This window comes from Rickettsia sp. MAE-05 (genome assembly GCF_057319745.1).
In genome coordinates, this window is record NZ_JBLTIO010000001.1 from 265,309 (window position 1) to 281,256 (window position 15,948).

Consider the following 15,948-nt stretch of genomic DNA (forward strand, 5'->3'; position numbering starts at 1 on the left):
TTTATTAGTGTACTTTAATTATGTTTATTCAAACTGAAGATACTCCCAACCCTGATGCAATAAAGTTTTTCCCGGGGCAGGAAATAAGTAGTGAACAGCCGGTATTTTTTAGCGATATTGCTGAAGTTAAAGGAAGAAGCAAACTTGCAGAGTCACTATTTTATATTAATAATGTGAAATCAGTATTTTTTGGTAGTGATTTTATAACGGTGACTAAGCAAGCTGAAAGTAATTGGCAAGTTATAAAGCCTGAAGTTTTAATGGTTATTATGGATCATTTTGTTTCAGGATTTCCGGTATTTGAAGAAAGTACAAAAGCAGATAATGTAAATCATAACCTTGATGGGCTTTCGGAAATAGAGAAGCAAATCGTAGAGATTATTGAAACTAGAGTGCGACCATCTGTTGCACAAGATGGTGGTGACATAATATATAAAGGCTTTGAAAACGGTGTAGTTAAATTAGCACTTCGTGGTGCTTGTCTTGGCTGTCCAAGCTCTACTATCACCTTAAAAAACGGCATTGAATCCATGCTTAAACATTTTGTACCGGAAGTGCAAGAAGTTGAAGCCGTAGAGGAAGATTTTGAGTAATTTAGGTATTGACTAAAAAGAGTTGATTTTAAGTTTCGATGTCGTTCCCGCATTCTATGTCATTCCTAGCTAGAAGCGGGAATCCAGAAAAAAAGTATAAATACAGCAAATTTTTAAAATTAAAAGTTCGATTTATCTCGCTTTATGCTGGATTCCCGCTTCTGCGGGAATGACATAGAAGCCATATAATAACAACTTCAGCTACTTGCAATGACGATATCTATAATACTAACCTTCCTTTGCAGAATTGATTATATCATTTTGATGCCAAATAACGTAATGTAGTTCAACATCTTTTGGAGCATATACTACGATAGGTAGTTTGCTATTATATCTTAAAAATATTTCATCGCCTAAAAATACACTAACCGGTTGCATGGTTGCTTTTACCCCAGGGCATGCCATCATTGTACTAGCAGGGTGATCGCTAACTTGATCGATTATATAATAATTATATCCCCATCCTTCTAAAGTTTTTGTTTCCAGCTTACCGCCAAACCAAACACGATTACAATCTTTCATTGCATTTTTTGTTGCTTGCAATTCTACTTTTAGCTTTTCTTCATTAGACTCTGTAGGTAAATGAATTACATATCGTTTTTGGCTATCTGTCGGTAGAGGGTAGGGTGCAATATCTTTTAACCGCTTATCGGTATCAGCTAATAAATGAGTATTTAAAAAACATAATGTAAGAAGTAGTATAATTTTATTTTGCATATGATTGTTTTTTTAAATTAATTAAAATCCATTATTTCGCCTAAAGGAGTTATATAAGAAGAATTTATTTTGCCCTCGGCTATATCAGCACTAAAGCCTTCACTATAGTCAACATCACCATTTTCGTTTATTTTTTTACTTAAAAATAATATAGCATTTTCAAATTTATTTTCTTTTAATATAGGCTGATTATTTAAACTAAAAACTTTCATGGCAAGCCTTTCATTATTAGGTAATCTAAAATATATTTCTGATCCGTTATTGAATTCAAAAAAATTACATTTATTATAAGCACCTAATAATAAATTATTTAATACATCTATGGTAACTTGTTCTTCAAGGTTTATTCCTTTAGGAAATGGTATACAATTATTATGATTATTTTGTATATTGGAAGAAAAAATACTTAACAACTCCTGTTGAGTAAAGTCAGGAAATTTAGGTTCTACTGTATTTTGTACATTATTATAATTTAATGCAGTAAAATCTAATTCAGTATAGTGGGTTGTATCACCAATCTCTAAAGTATATATATGTTGACCTTGCAATTCTTCTTCAAATAAATCTTTCCATATTATTTGGGTCGTGCCTCCGTATTGCAGTTTAGAGTAAATAGTCTATAATCCTCAAACAGTAATAAGAGAGAATTATAGTTAAGGAGTTATGGCAAAAATAGATGTTAAGTGTAGATATTGTAACAACACAGAAGAAGTAATAAAGTCAGGATATTCAATTTCAAAACAACAGAGATATCAATGCAAGCGGTGTAATCGATATTTTCAATTGGAGTATATTAATAATGCATCTAAGCCTGGAGTTAAGGAGCAAATAGTAGAAATGTCAATCAACGGCTCTGGAGTTAGAGATACAGTAAGAGTATTAAAAGTGGGTATCAATACAGTTATCCGTGTTTTAAAAAAATCTAGTATTAAAAACAATAAATCATTCTATCAGTACAACAGAAGTAATTATTGCTCCTGAGATAGATGAACAATGGTCTTATGTACAGAATAAATCCAGACAACGATGGCTTTGGTATGCCTTGGATAAGATTTCGTTAAAAGTAGTTGCTTATACGTTTGGTACAAGATGTGATAGCACATTAGAATCATTACTGAAAAAACTAGAGAATTTCAAGGTGACTTTTTACTATACAGATGGATGGGGGAGTTATGCTAGGTTATTAGACCCTAAAAAGCATATTATCAGTAAAAAATACACTCAACGGATAGAACGAAGTAACTTGAACCTTAGAACGAGATGCAAGAGGCTTGCACGTAAGACAATCTGCTTTTCCAAGTCATTGGATATTCATGATAAGGTTATTGGTACTCTTATTGAACGTATAGCTTTTTAATAGGCGTAACTGCAATATGGAGGCATGACCGAAGAATTATTTCCTGAAGTAAAGCTAGCCGGATTAGCGGATTAATTTAGGTGTTGTTGTATGGTTCGGAAAGCACGTTCAGTGTCATACCGTGGCTTATCTACAGTATCCAGTAAAACAACTAAAAATACTAATAATATAGTATTTTTAACTAGATCCCGTGAATAAATCACGGGATGATGGAGCCGAGCCACACAACAACAACCCTTTTAGCTAGGAATGACATAAGTCGGTAAATATCTAATTAATATATAAGCCGGTATAAAACAAAATCCTGCTACGATGAAAAAATAAGTCCAACCTAAATAAGTAGCTGCATAGCCTGAAATACTACCAAACAATATGGTACTAATATAAGCAATAGAAGTAATTAACGCAATTTGGGTTATACAATATTTAGAACTACAACATCTTAATTGGTAAGAAAAAAACGGCGACATAGTTAAGCCTTTGGTAAATTCTTGAAAAAAGACCGCTATATACAGACTTGTAATATCTCGATTATAAAAATAGAGAAATAAAAAAGATAGGCTAGATAAAGCATGATATATTAATGCTCTTTTAAGCAAATAAGAATATTCATATTTTCGGCACAAAAACCCGCCTATAAAACCTCCAAGGATTGCAGCGCACATACCAAAAGCTTTATATCCAAGTGCTAAATCTTTCTTCGTATACCCGATATCGAGATAAAACATATTCGGCATCATTGAAAGAAAATTATCTTGAAGACGATATAGAAGCATAAAACTAACAATTATTAGCCATTTAGGTTTCTTAATAAAATCATAAAAAGCATGCCAAAATCTATCAAAATCGTTGATAATTGTCTTATCTTTAAATTTAAGCGGATAGATTATAATTAATAGTAATGACGGTATACATAAAATTGCCATAGAACGATAAACATCTTGCCAAGATATGATAGTCGATAAATATAACGCTCCTGAACCTGCTATAAGTATACCTATTCTAAAGCCTGTAGTACAAGCTGCCTCACTTATGCCCCAATTTCTATTTGTAATAAGTAACATCTGTGATGATTGAAGCAACATATCATAAATGGAAGAAAAAAATGCCACCGCTACTAAGCATAAAGCAAATGGTATAAAATGAGTGTTAGGGTTAAAATTTGTTAGAATATATACACAACAAATACAGCTAACCAAAGTAATAATTAAACAATATTTATATCCTTGCTTACTTAAAGGAGCAAAACTTACTTTTTCTAGTAAAGGACCCCATAAAAATTTAAATATATGAATAAAATTAACTAAACTAAAAAGCCCGATAGTGATTTTATCAAAACCGGATTCTCGAAGCCAAAAAGAAAGAGTTGAACCGGTAAGTAAATAAATTAAACCACCTGGAAAAGAAATTATCAATATGAATAAAATATTAAATATAGATTGAAATCGTGAAAAATTTAAACTTATGAATTTATCCTCCTTATATAAAATGCCTTGATGTCATTCCCGCATAGCGTTGGCGTTGTTGCATAGGTCGGTTTTTCGGTCATTGCAAGGAAAAACTGTAAGTTTTGACGAAGCAATCTCAGGATTTTATTATTTCATGAGATTGCCGCGCAGCCTATGGCTGCTCGCAATGACGTAAATCTAAACTACGAGACTTTCTTTCTTTTATTACCGTAATTGTTACCGTCAAAAGTTTTTTTACGATTATTATCAAAAGAATTAAACTTTTTACCCTCACCGCCTGCTCTTTTACCGAATGATCTTTTACGATTATTTTTATCACTCCTAAACTCACTGCGTGGTGTAGATTCACCTTTATTTACTAGACGATCAATTGCACGCCATCTAATAACATCATCAGGAGAAATAAAAGACAAAGCATGGCCGGTGGCCCCTGCTCTACCCGTTCTACCTATTCTATGTAAATAATCTTCAGGACACATAGGTAAATCATAATTAATAACATGCTGTGTATGAGGAATATCAAGTCCACGAGCCGCTACATCAGTTGCTACCATTATTCTATAATTTGACTTACGAAATGATAAAATTACTCTTTCACGTTGACGCTGACTTAAATCACCATGTATAGCTTCTGCTTTATGATTTTCATATTTTAACATTTTAGCTAATTGATCAGCAGAGCGTTTAGTCTTCACAAAAATAATTACCGATCCTTCCCTATTACCAAGTTGTTTAGTTAATTCACTAAATTTTTCTTTATCAGAAACATGCATTGATTCCTGTTTTATTTCTGCAGCTGCTTTATTAGTAGCACCTACTGTAATACGTATCGGATTGTTTAGATATTTTTGAGAAACAGCAATAATATGTTTTGGCATAGTAGCAGAAAACATTAAAACTTGTCTTTTTTCCGGTAAAAATTTATTGATTTCTTCTAACTGTTCTTTCATCCCCATATCAAGCATTCTATCCATTTCGTCAAGTACGGTTATGCCTATGCGATCAATTTTTAGACTTCCTCTATTTAAGTGATCGATAATACGCCCCGGCGTACCAATAATCACTTTCGGATTCTTTTTTAATTGCATAAATTGTTTAAGCATCGGTTCACCGCCTATCAAAACTGCACTATTAATTTTATAGGATGTAGTTACTTTATTTAAAGTACTGTGTATTTGCGTTGCTAATTCTCTAGTCGGAACAAGAATTAAAGCAGTAGTTTTATTTTTAATAAATGAATCAATTAACGGCAATAAATAAGCGAGAGTTTTTCCTGAACCTGTTTGGCTAGAAGCAAGTATGTCCGACCCTGCCATTGCAACCGGAATCGATTGCTTTTGTATTTCAGTCGGCTCAGTGATATTCATTGTCTCAAGAGCGATAATTAATTCTTCAGATAAATTAAAATTTTTCATTATATAATCCAATATAGTTTTAAATCAAAATATGCACATTATTGATTAGACCTCTTACATAGCCCATTTCTTAAAGATATATGAGATGCTCTCTCAGCCTTGTATACTTAACTATAGTACGCTTGAGTAGAGTAGAGATCTCTTATTTCCTGAGCCTAGCTGTAAATAAATTTTAACCGATAATTTAATTCTTTTTGGCTGCAAATTATAAGATTTTTTTTTGAAATATGAATAACTATTTCTTCAAAAATCTTATCACTTTTCGCTAAAAAAACTCTTTAATTACTAATTAAAATTTATTTACAGATAGCCTCTAAGATAAGTTATGCAGGTCTATTGTATAAAAAATAAGTTATAGTAAATTAAAATAACGACTTATATAATTATCCTGAATCAAAAAATATGCTTAAGCTAGATTACAAACCAACTAAATATATAAAACGATAATGAATAATGAAACTATTTTAGAATCTTATTCAAGCCAGAATAATATTATTAGATTTAGGGCATTTTCATGCCCCTTAGTAAAAATAATTTATTATACTTAAAATTATATAGGTTATTATAAGACAAAAACAAAATATTTACTATTTTGATAAAGATGACTAGGCTACCCTAAATTATAAACAATTTTGGATAGCTGCTTTTGGTATTATAAATATATTTATTTAATTCTGAGGTTAACAGCGTAGGCTTTTCCTTGCTTTTCTTCAAGATCAAAAATTACATCTTGTCCTTCTTCAAGGCTATGTAAACCTGCTGCGTCTACGGCTGATTTGTGTACAAACACATCTTTGCCGCCATTTTCCTGTTCAATAAATCCAAAATTCTTCGTAGAATTATACCACTTAACTTTACCTACTATATTTGTAGCCATAAAAACCTTTATTAGATAGAAATTACTTATTTGAACTTAACACACGCTTATAATAACTAAAACTTAAATTTTACTTTAAATCTTACTTAAATATAAGAGCCGATAAAAATTCATTATGCAAAACTACCTTACCTTGCGGCATTTGTCAATAAACATGTCAATAACATGCAAGGGAAAGTATTACTTTCTGAAACTAATCTATCATATTATTACTATTTTGTCACTATTTAAGTTAATTATCTAATAAATTAATGAGTAAACTAACTATTTTAAAGTGGTTTAATAATTTTTTTATATCCGACTAATATATTAACGATAAAAGTACTTGCTTTTTTGTATTTTTTTTATTAATCTGTCCACTTAGAAAAATACAGTTCTGTATTTATAATTGCCCGCGTGATGGAATGGTAGACATAACGGACTTAAAATCCGTGGAGCGTAAGCTCTTGCCGGTTCAAGTCCGGCCGCGGGTACCATTCGCCATTTTTAGGCAAATTCACCAATGTATCAAACGGCGAACGCAGCATAAAGTCAAGCTTTTCAGCATTTTTTACTTAACAATACCTACGCTTTAATAAATGTTATGGTCATGCCTCCATATTGCAGTTACGCCTATTAAAAAGCTATACGTTCAATAAGAGTACCAATAACCTTATCATGAATATCCAATGACTTGGAAAAGCAGATTGTCTTACGTGCAAGCCTCTTGCATCTCGTTCTAAGGTTCAAGTTACTTCGTTCTATCCGTTGAGTGTATTTTTTACTGATAATATGCTTTTTAGGGTCTAATAACCTAGCATAACTCCCCATCCATCTGTATAGTAAAAAGTCACCTTGAAATTCTCTAGTTTTTTCAGTAATGATTCTAATGTGCTATCACATCTTGTACCAAACGTATAAGCAACTACTTTTAACGAAATCTTATCCAAGGCATACCAAAGCCATCGTTGTCTGGATTTATTCTGTACATAAGACCATTGTTCATCTATCTCAGGAGCAATAATTACTTCTGTTGTACTGATAGAATGATTTATTGTTTTTAATACTAGATTTTTTAAAACACGGATAACTGTATTGATACCCCGCTTTTAATACTCTTACTGTATCTCTAACTCCAGAGCCGTTGATTGACATTTCTACTATTTGCTCCTTAACTCCAGGCTTAGATGCATTATTAATATACTCCAATTGAAAATATCGATTACACCGCTTGCATTGATATCTCTGTTGTTTTGAAATTGAATATCCTGACTTTATTACTTCTTCTGTGTTGTTACAATATCTACACTTAACATCTATTTTTGCCATAACTCCTTAACTATAATTCTCTCTTATTACTGTTTGAGGATTATAGACTATTTACTCTAAACTGCAATACGGAGGCACGACCGGCTTATGAAAAATATTTACAATTTTTATTTGAACTATCTCATACATATTTATTTTTTCTTTATTATTTTTGAATTCATAATCTAATTATTTCTTAAATGGTTTGATTGGTTTATAATAAATTTTCGCAGCATCTACAGAAACTAACTCTTTTTCCGGATAACGAAGTGCAGTAAGTTTACCTCCAAATACACATCCTGTATCAATATTTATAGTATTATTAAGCCACTGTGCTTCACAAACAGGGGTATGCCCATAAACAATCAGCGTATTTCCTTGATATTCTTGGTCCCACGGATAACGAAGCGGTAAACCAAACTCATCAATTTCACCGATGGTTGCACCATACATACAAAATTTACTTATTCGCTCAGAACTACGCCCTAGATCTTTTTCTTTAATGCCGGCATGTGATACTGCTAATTTTTCATTATCTAATATGTAATAACTACTTAAACTTTCTAAAAATTCAAGAACAGATGCTTTAAATTCTGCCGGCTCGTTTTTCTAATTGATCAAGTGTTTCCTGAAGTCCATGGGCAATAACAACATTTCGTCCCTGAAGTTTTCGTTTTAGTTTGTCATCATGGTTACCGTTAACGCAAAAGGCAATAGATGAGGAAACACTATCCATTACTAAGCGTAATACTTCCGGTGAGTTTGGACCTCGATCTACTAAGTCCCCTACGAAAATAATTCGTCTTTCTTGAGGATGAGTAATAATATATTTATTATCTTTTTTAATTCTATAACCGAGCTTTTCTAATAAGTTTTTTAACTCATCAAAACAACCATGCATCACCAATAATATCAAAAGGTCCTTTTTCTGCTGCTTATTTATCTGCATTAATTGATGTTCAACTTTTATTTTCTTATATTTTAATATATTTTTAAGCAAAAATTAATAAGATTTTAGAAATTTATTTTTTAATAACTTTCTTGTCCTAGATATAAAAATTGATTAGTTGAGTTGAAACTTAATTTATATAAACCTCATGTTCTATTAGCGACACAATAAATATGTGATAAATAAACTAATTGAAAGAAAAAATAAGTAATATATAGCAATGTTTCATTTTTAGATTGAAAAGCAGAAAATACTATACTATCGTTGGTAGTTATAATTAAATATATTAAAAATATGCTTTTTCAATCACTAAATTTATACTCTATCTTAGTTGCAGGTCTTACAGCTACAATTATCGTTTTTATGCGTCAATTATCTTATTACAAACAGCAAATTATTAATAAGGATTTAAAAATGATACCTGCATATTTTGATAAAAAATGTTATATAAAATTCTTAATAATGAACTGCGATAGATATTCTGCTCTTGAAATGATTAAATCATATTTTAAGTTGAAAACTGCAAGATCGTTATCATATGAAGAATTTCAAAATGACGAGCAATTAAGCGAATTATTTGGAGATCCTTTAAACTATTTTATTGATGATTTTATATCAAAATCTGATAAATCAGTTGTAGCAAATAAAGCGTTTAGTATACAAGATGAATATAACAATACTCACAAATTATATGCGTTTTAGAGAAAAATAAAATATCGGACAAAACACATCAAATGCTTATATATGTTAAAGTACCTTATATAATGACCAAAGACGACGAAGAAAGCTTAAACACCTTCATACACTTGGCTAAGATAATGTAGATTTCCCAAAATCAAAACAGTAATTTATATTAAATCACAACTAATGATTAAAAATTGTTGACTTATTTTAAGTATCTTTATATCGTAATTTACTTAAATGATATTTAAACTCTATCATTAATTTTTAATAAACTTAAGATATTGGTAACGCATGGAAAATAAAGAAGAAGAATCAGATATATTACCTGAGTTTATAATTAATGAAGAGGAGGAAAAGCGATTAAAAGCTGAAAACTCTAAAAAAGAACTTAAGCTAATATTAATAACGTTTGCAATCATTTTAACTAGCTTTTTAACATTTTGTTATTTCTTTTTTAACTATATAGAAGAAAAAGCAGCAGAATATAAACTACAGCAAGAAGCAGAAGCAAAAAAGTTAGATAAAACTGAATGATGTGTCATCCCGTGGACAAGCCAGCCTTGTTGCATGACTCGGTAAACCCCACTATGTCACCCCGTGGCTTGCTAACTAGGTCCATAAAAACAATAAAAAATATTAATAATTTAGTATTTTAAGCTAGATCCCGCGTTCAAGTTAGCTAGGATGACAAGAGTGAAGTTGAGCCATGCAACAACGCTCGTCAAGCGAACTAGATGACATTGTCCAACATTTCGGCAATTCTCAAATAATCTTGAGGAGTAAGATTTTCAGCACGATAATTATCATTGATTTTCAACTGAGTTAATATTTCATGTATGTTAGGTACAAGATTTTTCAGTGATGATTTGATCATTTTCCGTCGTCCTGCAAAAGCAAGTTTTGTTATTTGCTCAACTTTATTTATCAGAGCAATAGACGGCGGATTTTCTAAAGGTATTAGTTTGACTATCGCAGAATATACTTTAGGAGGTGGATAGAAAGCAGTCGGTGCTACGTCAAAGCATTTTTCCACTTTAGTAATTAACTGACATATTACCGATAACCTGCCATATGCTTTAGTTGACGGCATAGCACAAATACGTTCTACTACTTCCTTTTGTAACATTAGCGTCATATTAGTAATTAACCGTGCTTCTTTCAGCCATCTAATTACTAACTCAGTACCTATATGATATGGTAAATTAGAGATTATAGTTACTTTATCATAACCTAAATCAGTTAAATTTATTTTAAGAGCATCTTGTTTTATAATATTTAGATTAGGATAATATTCTTTAATCTCATTAAGAAGCGGGATACATCTCTCATCTGTTTCTATAACAGTTAAGGATTCAGGATTTTTCTGCAATATTGACCTAGTTAATCCTCCGGTGCCTGGTCCTATTTCTAGCACTCTGCTGTTTGCTGCAAGGTTACTCGCACGTACAATTTTATCACATAGACTACTGTCAAAAATAAAATTTTGTCCGTGCTTTTTAAGAGGATTAATTTGATGAGATGCTGCATGTTTTGCAATTGAAGGGAGCATGGATTTTAAAGGTGATTGTGTAGAGCAAGCATCGTCATTGCGAGGAAATACGAAGTATTGACGAAGCAATCTCAGGAGTTTGTATTATTTCATGAGATTGCCACGTCGCTTCGCTCCTCGCAATGACGTTATTCTGATAACATTATTTTTATAACTGCTTTCTTACGCATATTTTCAAACATTTTTTGTGCTTTTTGTGAAATCTTTTTATTGGTTAGGAAGTTTACTACATAATTATTTTCATCTTCATTAACATTTAAGATTTTTTTGCTGCACACTAATATTATTTCAAATTTGTTATTTACTTCAAAAACACTGCTTGCTTTATCCGAGCTTAAGTCCTTTACAATAGTTTGTTTTACAGCTTCTATCTTGCTAAGCTTATCGGTAATAATTTGCATAGTAGCAAAATTATCATAAAGCGATTTTTTAACGTCTGCACATTTTTTTAGTCGATTTTTCAAATTATTCATCTGTGTAAACGCTTTATTGCCACCATCTTTAGATGTAAATACTTGCATTGAAATTTCTACGTCTTTTTGATCACTAGATAAAATTGCGACATCTATTTCTTTATTACTTACTTGTACTGATCTTGATAGACTTGATAAAATATTCATTTTAATCAACTCGGATTTAATTTGGGAAATAAAACTATCAGGATTAACCGATCTGCTTTTTAAATACTGAAGAAGAGAACCGTGAGGCATTTTATTACGATCTTCAATAGATTTAATAGCATTATCTATCTCTTCTTGCGGAATTTCTCTATCTCCGGCATATTGAAAAAGCAAAGATTCATCAATTAAGCTCTTGATTGCTAAGTCACTTAGCTGCTTATCTTGAGCAGGCGTTAGACTTTCAACATTATTTAGTGCCATAATCATTTTTTTTCTAGCACGGAACTCATTAAGAGTAATAGGTTCATCATTTACGGATGCTACTATATTCGGCAACGAAGCTTGTGCTACATTAAAAGCAAAAAAAACAGTAATGATTATAAGTAGTAATTTTTTCATATTTTTTCAGACTCACATAACGTAATAATTGGAATAGTTTTTATGTGGATAGCAACTCGTCATTGCGAGGAAATTTACATAGTAAATTGACGAAGTAATCCAGTTAAAAATGCTAAATAGCATTTTTTATTACTTTTTCTGGATTGCCACGTCGCTTCGCTCCTCGCAATGACAACTATCCACACAAGCACAATGCTAAACTCACATATTTAGCACCTTTAAACCGATAGAAATAGTCGGCGAAGAGGTAGTCTTTTTGATTCCTCTGCTTCCATCGGCTAGATAATCGGAATAAATCTTTGCAGTAATTCTAACACAATCTTTAGCATATGTCACCCTAATAGTTCGAGTAAGTAAATTTGGAGAACGTCTAGAGAGATCAATACGTGCACCAAAGCCTATAGTCCAATTTTCCGCTAGCTGATAATTTATGTCTCCATAAAATTGTCGTACTCTATTATTTGAAACCTTTATACTTTCTACGGAATAATATTTTTTAAGGTTTGTAAGCTGAATAAAACTACCTAGCAAGTTAATCTTATCATAGTTAAAATTTCCTCCCACCTCATCTCTAATAGGTCTGAAATATTTATCTTTCCGAAAGCTATAAAACACTTCTAAATTATTAGAAAGATTACCTAGAATCTGTCCTACATTTTCCGTATCATCCGCAGGCAAATCTATACTATATCTTGTATTACGTGACTGTCCTAAAAATAATTTTAAATAATTTTCTTCTTTAGCAATACTAGTATTTAAGCCGTAACTTAATCTATTACCGAAATCATGGCAATCAATACCGCTATAACGGTTGGATAAAAAGATATTTTTTTCGGATAATTCATATTTAGCAGGATCAATTATAACAAATTTTTTATCTTTCTTAGATAGTTTACGTCCCATAGTAAAAGAAACTACCGGCTCAATAAGTAAATTTATCGTTTTTGTTATATTACCTACTAACGGATAACGCCATAAGGTTTGCAATTCCGGTATATTCCTTTGAAATGATTTATTTTCTCTCGTCTTATCTAAATAAGCCCGTCTAGCAAGATAAAAATCACCTCTATCTTTTGCTACAAAATCAAAAATTTGCCCTGAAGAAGTCAGCACATTCTGCATAAAGGATAGTTGCAAAGAGGTTCTAGCGACTTGTTTCCCTATTCTTTCTTTGTACATTAACGTATTATTTTCAACAACGATATGGCTGTTTTCATTATCATTCAAATTTATCACGTTTTTTGTATTGATTTTCGGTAATACTAACGGGTCAGTATATTTACTATCATTACTACCTAAGCCTTGAAAACTTAATCCTTCCGCCGAAAAATAATCAGCTTCATGAATTTTATTTAAGAATATTTTAGAAGTTAAATATGAAGCGTAGTTATTATAATAATTTTTTAAATAAGCTTTATCCGATGTACGTTCCACCCTGAAGCCGTAATCATAAACTTTATCGGTACTAATAAAATTACCGCTTGCTATATAATGATAAGAAGAAACTTTTTTGTTTTTCACTACATTTCCGTCTTTTTTTAGAAAATACGGTAATTTACCGTAACTACCTTGAAAATTCATATTATCGGTATCATTCGGACGATAGCGTGCTTCTAGCTCATAAGTTTGATATTTACTAAAAATCCTTGGAGTGAGAGTAAAATCCATATTAGGTTTTGCACGTAGATATAGAGGTATACCAAACCCTTTATTTTTGACGTCAGGTACCAATAATCCGGAAGTTGCAGGGGCCGTAGGAGTCGGATGAAAAAAATACGGTAAGTAAAAAATCGGTACGCCGTATACTTCAAAAAACACGTTTTTATAAACTACTCTATGTTCTTCAGAGTGAATATAAGTATCCTTAGCAGCAATTTGCCAAATAGGGTTTCTATTACAAGTAACATCGCAAGGGGTAAATTCGGCATGGTGCAGCTTAAGATTATTTTCGTCTATTCTTTCGGCAAGTTTAGCAATTAAAAGATTATTATCACCGGAAAGTAAAATGAATTCCGATATGATACCTTTCTTAAATTCATCTTTTAAAACTGCTTTATCACCCTCTATTATTCTGTTTTGTTTATCCTTAATTCGGATATTACCTTCTGCCCATAAAATATCATTTTTTATATCATAAAGTAAATTATCTGCCGTTAATAAATACTCATCCGTGATAATTCTTATATTACCTTTAGCATATATCAAATCCTGACTTTCGTTATACTCTACGAAGTCGGCTATCATATTACTAATTTTAATATTCTGACCATTCTTAGAAAGATCGGCAAAGCTTACCAAAGAAAATATTATGATAATAAGCAAGCATATTATTCGCAATAGCATTTATATTAATAAATATATTTTAATAGTAAAAAATAATAGCAAGCTATTAGTAATATATCAAATAATAAAAAATTTTGCTTGCTCTTTTGAGAGTAGCAAGGTTATTCTATTGAGGTAACGTCATTGCGAGGATATGCGTAGCATCGACGTGGCAATCTCGTCAAACTTCCTGAGATTGCTTCGTCGAAACTTATAGCTTCTCCTCGCAATGACGAATAATGCACTACTCTCAGCTCAAAAAAACCAAGAATAAAATGCTAGACAATTTCATTGCAAATCAAGCAACCAAAGAGTTTTCAGTTAGTGAGATTTCTAATAAAATCAAAGAATTATTAGAAAATAATTTTGGCTATATTAAGGTAAAAGGAGAAATTTCAGGTTTAAAAATAGCAAGCTCAGGTCATGCTTATTTTAACTTAAAAGAAAATACCGCTATTTTAGCTTGTACTTGCTGGCGTCCTATTCTTGCTAAAATCAAATTTCCTTTAAATGACGGTATGGAAGTGGTGATTAGCGGCAAGCTTTCAAGTTATGCAGGTAATTCACGCTATCAATTATCGGTAGATAATTTGCAACCTGCAGGACTTGGTTCTATGTTGCAAATTCTAAATGAACGCAAAGCTCGTTTAGAAAAAGAGGGACTATTTAATAAGAAACGTATTCCTATACCCTTTTTACCTGATAAAATAGGCGTTATCACTTCAATAACCGGTGCTGTTATTAAAGATATTATTCATCGCATTCGCGAACGTTTTCCAACTCGGATAATAATATGGCCGGTTAGCGTACAAGGCGAAAATTCCGGCAATGAAATTGCTGAAGCAATTGAAGGATTTAACAATTTAGAAGAGATAAATAAACCAAATGTTATAATTGTTGCTAGAGGCGGCGGTTCTATAGAAGATCTTTGGTCATTTAACGATGAGATATTAGTACGTGCTACTTATAACTCAAAAATTCCTATTATTTCCGCAGTAGGTCATGAAGTGGATTATACTTTAATAGATTTAGCAGCCGATAAAAGAGCTCCAACACCGACTGCTGCCGCAGAATTTGCTGTACCGGTACGATCTATTTTAAATAATACTCTACAATCTTATGAAAAAATATTATTGAATAATACTAGCAGGTTAATTAAATATCACGAACAAAATATAATAAATTACGATAAAATACACAGATATCTCTCTCACTATATGAATAATAAGCAGCAATTACTGGACGAAACCGGTTTTAATTTGCTAGATGCTTTACCGTGCTTTATTGAACTACAAGAAACAAAGATTAAATCTTTTTCTAAAGAAAGAGTTAACCCTGCTAAAATACTCAATTACAAAACATTAGAATTAACACATCAAACAGCTTATCTATCAAAATCGGCAAATAATACTTTGAAAAATTTTGAGTATAAATTAGAATTAAATAGTACGTTACTTGCAAGCCTTGATTATAATAACGTATTAAAACGAGGTTTTGCTATAGTTAAAGGGGAAACGGGTAATTTTTTATCTTCTAAAATTACTGCTGCAAATGAAAAAATTTTTAATATTAAATTTTCTGACGGCGAAATTAAAGTAGTTCGTAATACCGTCATTGCGAGCGACTAAAAGGAGCGTGGCAATCTCAGGAATTAGTATTACCTCATGAGATTGCAGCAAAGCTTCGCTCCTCGCAATAACGATAAAGTAT

General features: G+C 31.5%; 13 protein-coding genes, 1 tRNA gene and 4 pseudogenes. 7 read left to right on the plus strand and 11 right to left on the minus strand.

Translation table 11 applies throughout. The annotated features are described in order from the left end of the window. Positions 1-20 precede the first annotated feature (20 nt). Positions 21-593, plus strand: a complete 573-nt coding sequence (locus ACNFN7_RS01600; RefSeq protein WP_485440566.1) for a NifU family protein — start codon at positions 21-23, stop codon at positions 591-593. Positions 594-821: 228 nt separating this feature from the next. Here ACNFN7_RS01600 and eco read toward each other — a convergent pair whose 3' ends face one another. After that, positions 822-1,310, minus strand: coding sequence for a serine protease inhibitor ecotin (gene eco, locus ACNFN7_RS01605; RefSeq protein ID WP_485440567.1), 489 nt, complete (start codon positions 1,308-1,310; stop codon positions 822-824). Between the two features lie 17 nt (positions 1,311-1,327). Continuing rightward, entirely contained in the window at positions 1,328-1,858 is a 531-nt protein-coding gene (locus tag ACNFN7_RS01610) for a hypothetical protein (protein WP_485440568.1), read from the minus strand. Positions 1,859-1,973: 115 nt separating this feature from the next. Between ACNFN7_RS01610 and ACNFN7_RS01615 the strand changes: the two are divergent. Then, positions 1,974-2,667 (plus strand): annotated as a pseudogene (locus tag ACNFN7_RS01615) (IS1 family transposase). Positions 2,668-2,906: 239 nt separating this feature from the next. On the opposite strand, the gene ACNFN7_RS01620 reads toward ACNFN7_RS01615, so the two are convergent. The 3 genes from ACNFN7_RS01620 to ACNFN7_RS01630 all read right to left on the minus strand — a co-directional run bounded on the left by ACNFN7_RS01620 (position 2,907) and on the right by ACNFN7_RS01630 (position 6,428). Further along, positions 2,907-4,133, minus strand: a complete 1,227-nt coding sequence (locus tag ACNFN7_RS01620; RefSeq protein ID WP_485440867.1) for an MFS transporter — start codon at positions 4,131-4,133, stop codon at positions 2,907-2,909. 185 nt (positions 4,134-4,318) lie between these two features. Next, complete coding sequence (locus tag ACNFN7_RS01625; protein WP_485440569.1) at positions 4,319-5,551, minus strand: DEAD/DEAH box helicase; 1,233 nt, start codon at positions 5,549-5,551, stop codon at positions 4,319-4,321. Between the two features lie 664 nt (positions 5,552-6,215). Then, positions 6,216-6,428 carry a cold-shock protein gene (locus tag ACNFN7_RS01630; RefSeq protein ID WP_008579233.1) on the minus strand — a complete coding sequence of 71 codons (213 nt, stop codon included), beginning with the start codon at positions 6,426-6,428 and terminating at the stop codon, positions 6,216-6,218. 390 nt (positions 6,429-6,818) lie between these two features. Here ACNFN7_RS01630 and ACNFN7_RS01635 point away from each other — a divergent pair. Continuing rightward, positions 6,819-6,904: transfer RNA gene (locus tag ACNFN7_RS01635), tRNA-Leu, on the plus strand. A 139-nt stretch (positions 6,905-7,043) separates the two neighbouring features. Here ACNFN7_RS01635 and ACNFN7_RS01640 read toward each other — a convergent pair. From ACNFN7_RS01640 to ACNFN7_RS01650, 3 genes and pseudogenes are all read right to left on the minus strand, one after another. After that, positions 7,044-7,736, minus strand: a pseudogene (locus tag ACNFN7_RS01640) (IS1 family transposase). A gap of 168 nt (positions 7,737-7,904) precedes the next feature. Further along, a complete protein-coding gene (locus ACNFN7_RS01645) occupies positions 7,905-8,168 on the minus strand; it encodes a bis(5'-nucleosyl)-tetraphosphatase PrpE (RefSeq protein ID WP_485440570.1) in 264 nt (87 codons plus the stop codon). 133 nt (positions 8,169-8,301) lie between these two features. After that, a complete protein-coding gene (locus tag ACNFN7_RS01650) occupies positions 8,302-8,715 on the minus strand; it encodes a metallophosphoesterase (RefSeq protein WP_485440571.1) in 414 nt (137 codons plus the stop codon). Between the two features lie 213 nt (positions 8,716-8,928). Between ACNFN7_RS01650 and ACNFN7_RS01655 the strand changes: the two are divergent. Then, positions 8,929-9,488: pseudogene (locus ACNFN7_RS01655) on the plus strand (hypothetical protein). A 151-nt stretch (positions 9,489-9,639) separates the two neighbouring features. Continuing rightward, positions 9,640-9,882, plus strand: a complete 243-nt coding sequence (locus tag ACNFN7_RS01660) for an RP671a family tick cell line-upregulated protein (RefSeq protein WP_485440572.1) — start codon at positions 9,640-9,642, stop codon at positions 9,880-9,882. A 196-nt stretch (positions 9,883-10,078) separates the two neighbouring features. Here the strand turns inward: ACNFN7_RS01660 and rsmA are convergent, their stop codons facing one another. The 3 genes from rsmA to ACNFN7_RS01675 all read right to left on the minus strand — a co-directional run bounded on the left by rsmA (position 10,079) and on the right by ACNFN7_RS01675 (position 14,259). Beyond that, positions 10,079-10,897, minus strand: a complete 819-nt coding sequence (gene rsmA, locus ACNFN7_RS01665; protein ID WP_485440573.1) for a 16S rRNA (adenine(1518)-N(6)/adenine(1519)-N(6))-dimethyltransferase RsmA — start codon at positions 10,895-10,897, stop codon at positions 10,079-10,081. A gap of 128 nt (positions 10,898-11,025) precedes the next feature. Further along, complete coding sequence (locus ACNFN7_RS01670; protein WP_485440574.1) at positions 11,026-11,916, minus strand: SurA N-terminal domain-containing protein; 891 nt, start codon at positions 11,914-11,916, stop codon at positions 11,026-11,028. A gap of 201 nt (positions 11,917-12,117) precedes the next feature. Next, entirely contained in the window at positions 12,118-14,259 is a 2,142-nt protein-coding gene (locus ACNFN7_RS01675; protein ID WP_485440575.1) for an LPS-assembly protein LptD, read from the minus strand. Here ACNFN7_RS01675 and ACNFN7_RS01680 point away from each other — a divergent pair. Both ACNFN7_RS01680 and xseA read left to right on the plus strand, forming a co-directional pair. Then, positions 14,225-14,432, plus strand: a pseudogene (locus ACNFN7_RS01680) (hypothetical protein). The gene ACNFN7_RS01675 and the pseudogene ACNFN7_RS01680 sit on opposite strands and share 35 nt — an antisense overlap. Positions 14,433-14,513: 81 nt before the next feature. After that, positions 14,514-15,866, plus strand: a complete 1,353-nt coding sequence (gene xseA, locus ACNFN7_RS01685) for an exodeoxyribonuclease VII large subunit (protein ID WP_485440576.1) — start codon at positions 14,514-14,516, stop codon at positions 15,864-15,866. Positions 15,867-15,948 lie beyond the last annotated feature (82 nt).

Bases quoted from the DNA above. Each gene is read 5' to 3' on its own strand.
- ACNFN7_RS01600 (WP_485440566.1), top strand. From the start codon at position 21: ATGTTTATTCAAACTGAAGATACTCCCAACCCTGATGCAATAAAGTTT.
- eco (WP_485440567.1), bottom strand. From the start codon at position 1,310: ATGCAAAATAAAATTATACTACTTCTTACATTATGTTTTTTAAATACT.
- ACNFN7_RS01625 (WP_485440569.1), bottom strand. From the start codon at position 5,551: ATGAAAAATTTTAATTTATCTGAAGAATTAATTATCGCTCTTGAGACA.
- ACNFN7_RS01630 (WP_008579233.1), bottom strand. From the start codon at position 6,428: ATGGCTACAAATATAGTAGGTAAAGTTAAGTGGTATAATTCTACGAAG.
- ACNFN7_RS01645 (WP_485440570.1), bottom strand. From the start codon at position 8,168: ATGTATGGTGCAACCATCGGTGAAATTGATGAGTTTGGTTTACCGCTT.
- ACNFN7_RS01660 (WP_485440572.1), top strand. From the start codon at position 9,640: ATGGAAAATAAAGAAGAAGAATCAGATATATTACCTGAGTTTATAATT.
- rsmA (WP_485440573.1), bottom strand. From the start codon at position 10,897: ATGCTCCCTTCAATTGCAAAACATGCAGCATCTCATCAAATTAATCCT.
- ACNFN7_RS01670 (WP_485440574.1), bottom strand. From the start codon at position 11,916: ATGAAAAAATTACTACTTATAATCATTACTGTTTTTTTTGCTTTTAAT.
- ACNFN7_RS01675 (WP_485440575.1), bottom strand. From the start codon at position 14,259: ATGCTATTGCGAATAATATGCTTGCTTATTATCATAATATTTTCTTTG.
- xseA (WP_485440576.1), top strand. From the start codon at position 14,514: ATGCTAGACAATTTCATTGCAAATCAAGCAACCAAAGAGTTTTCAGTT.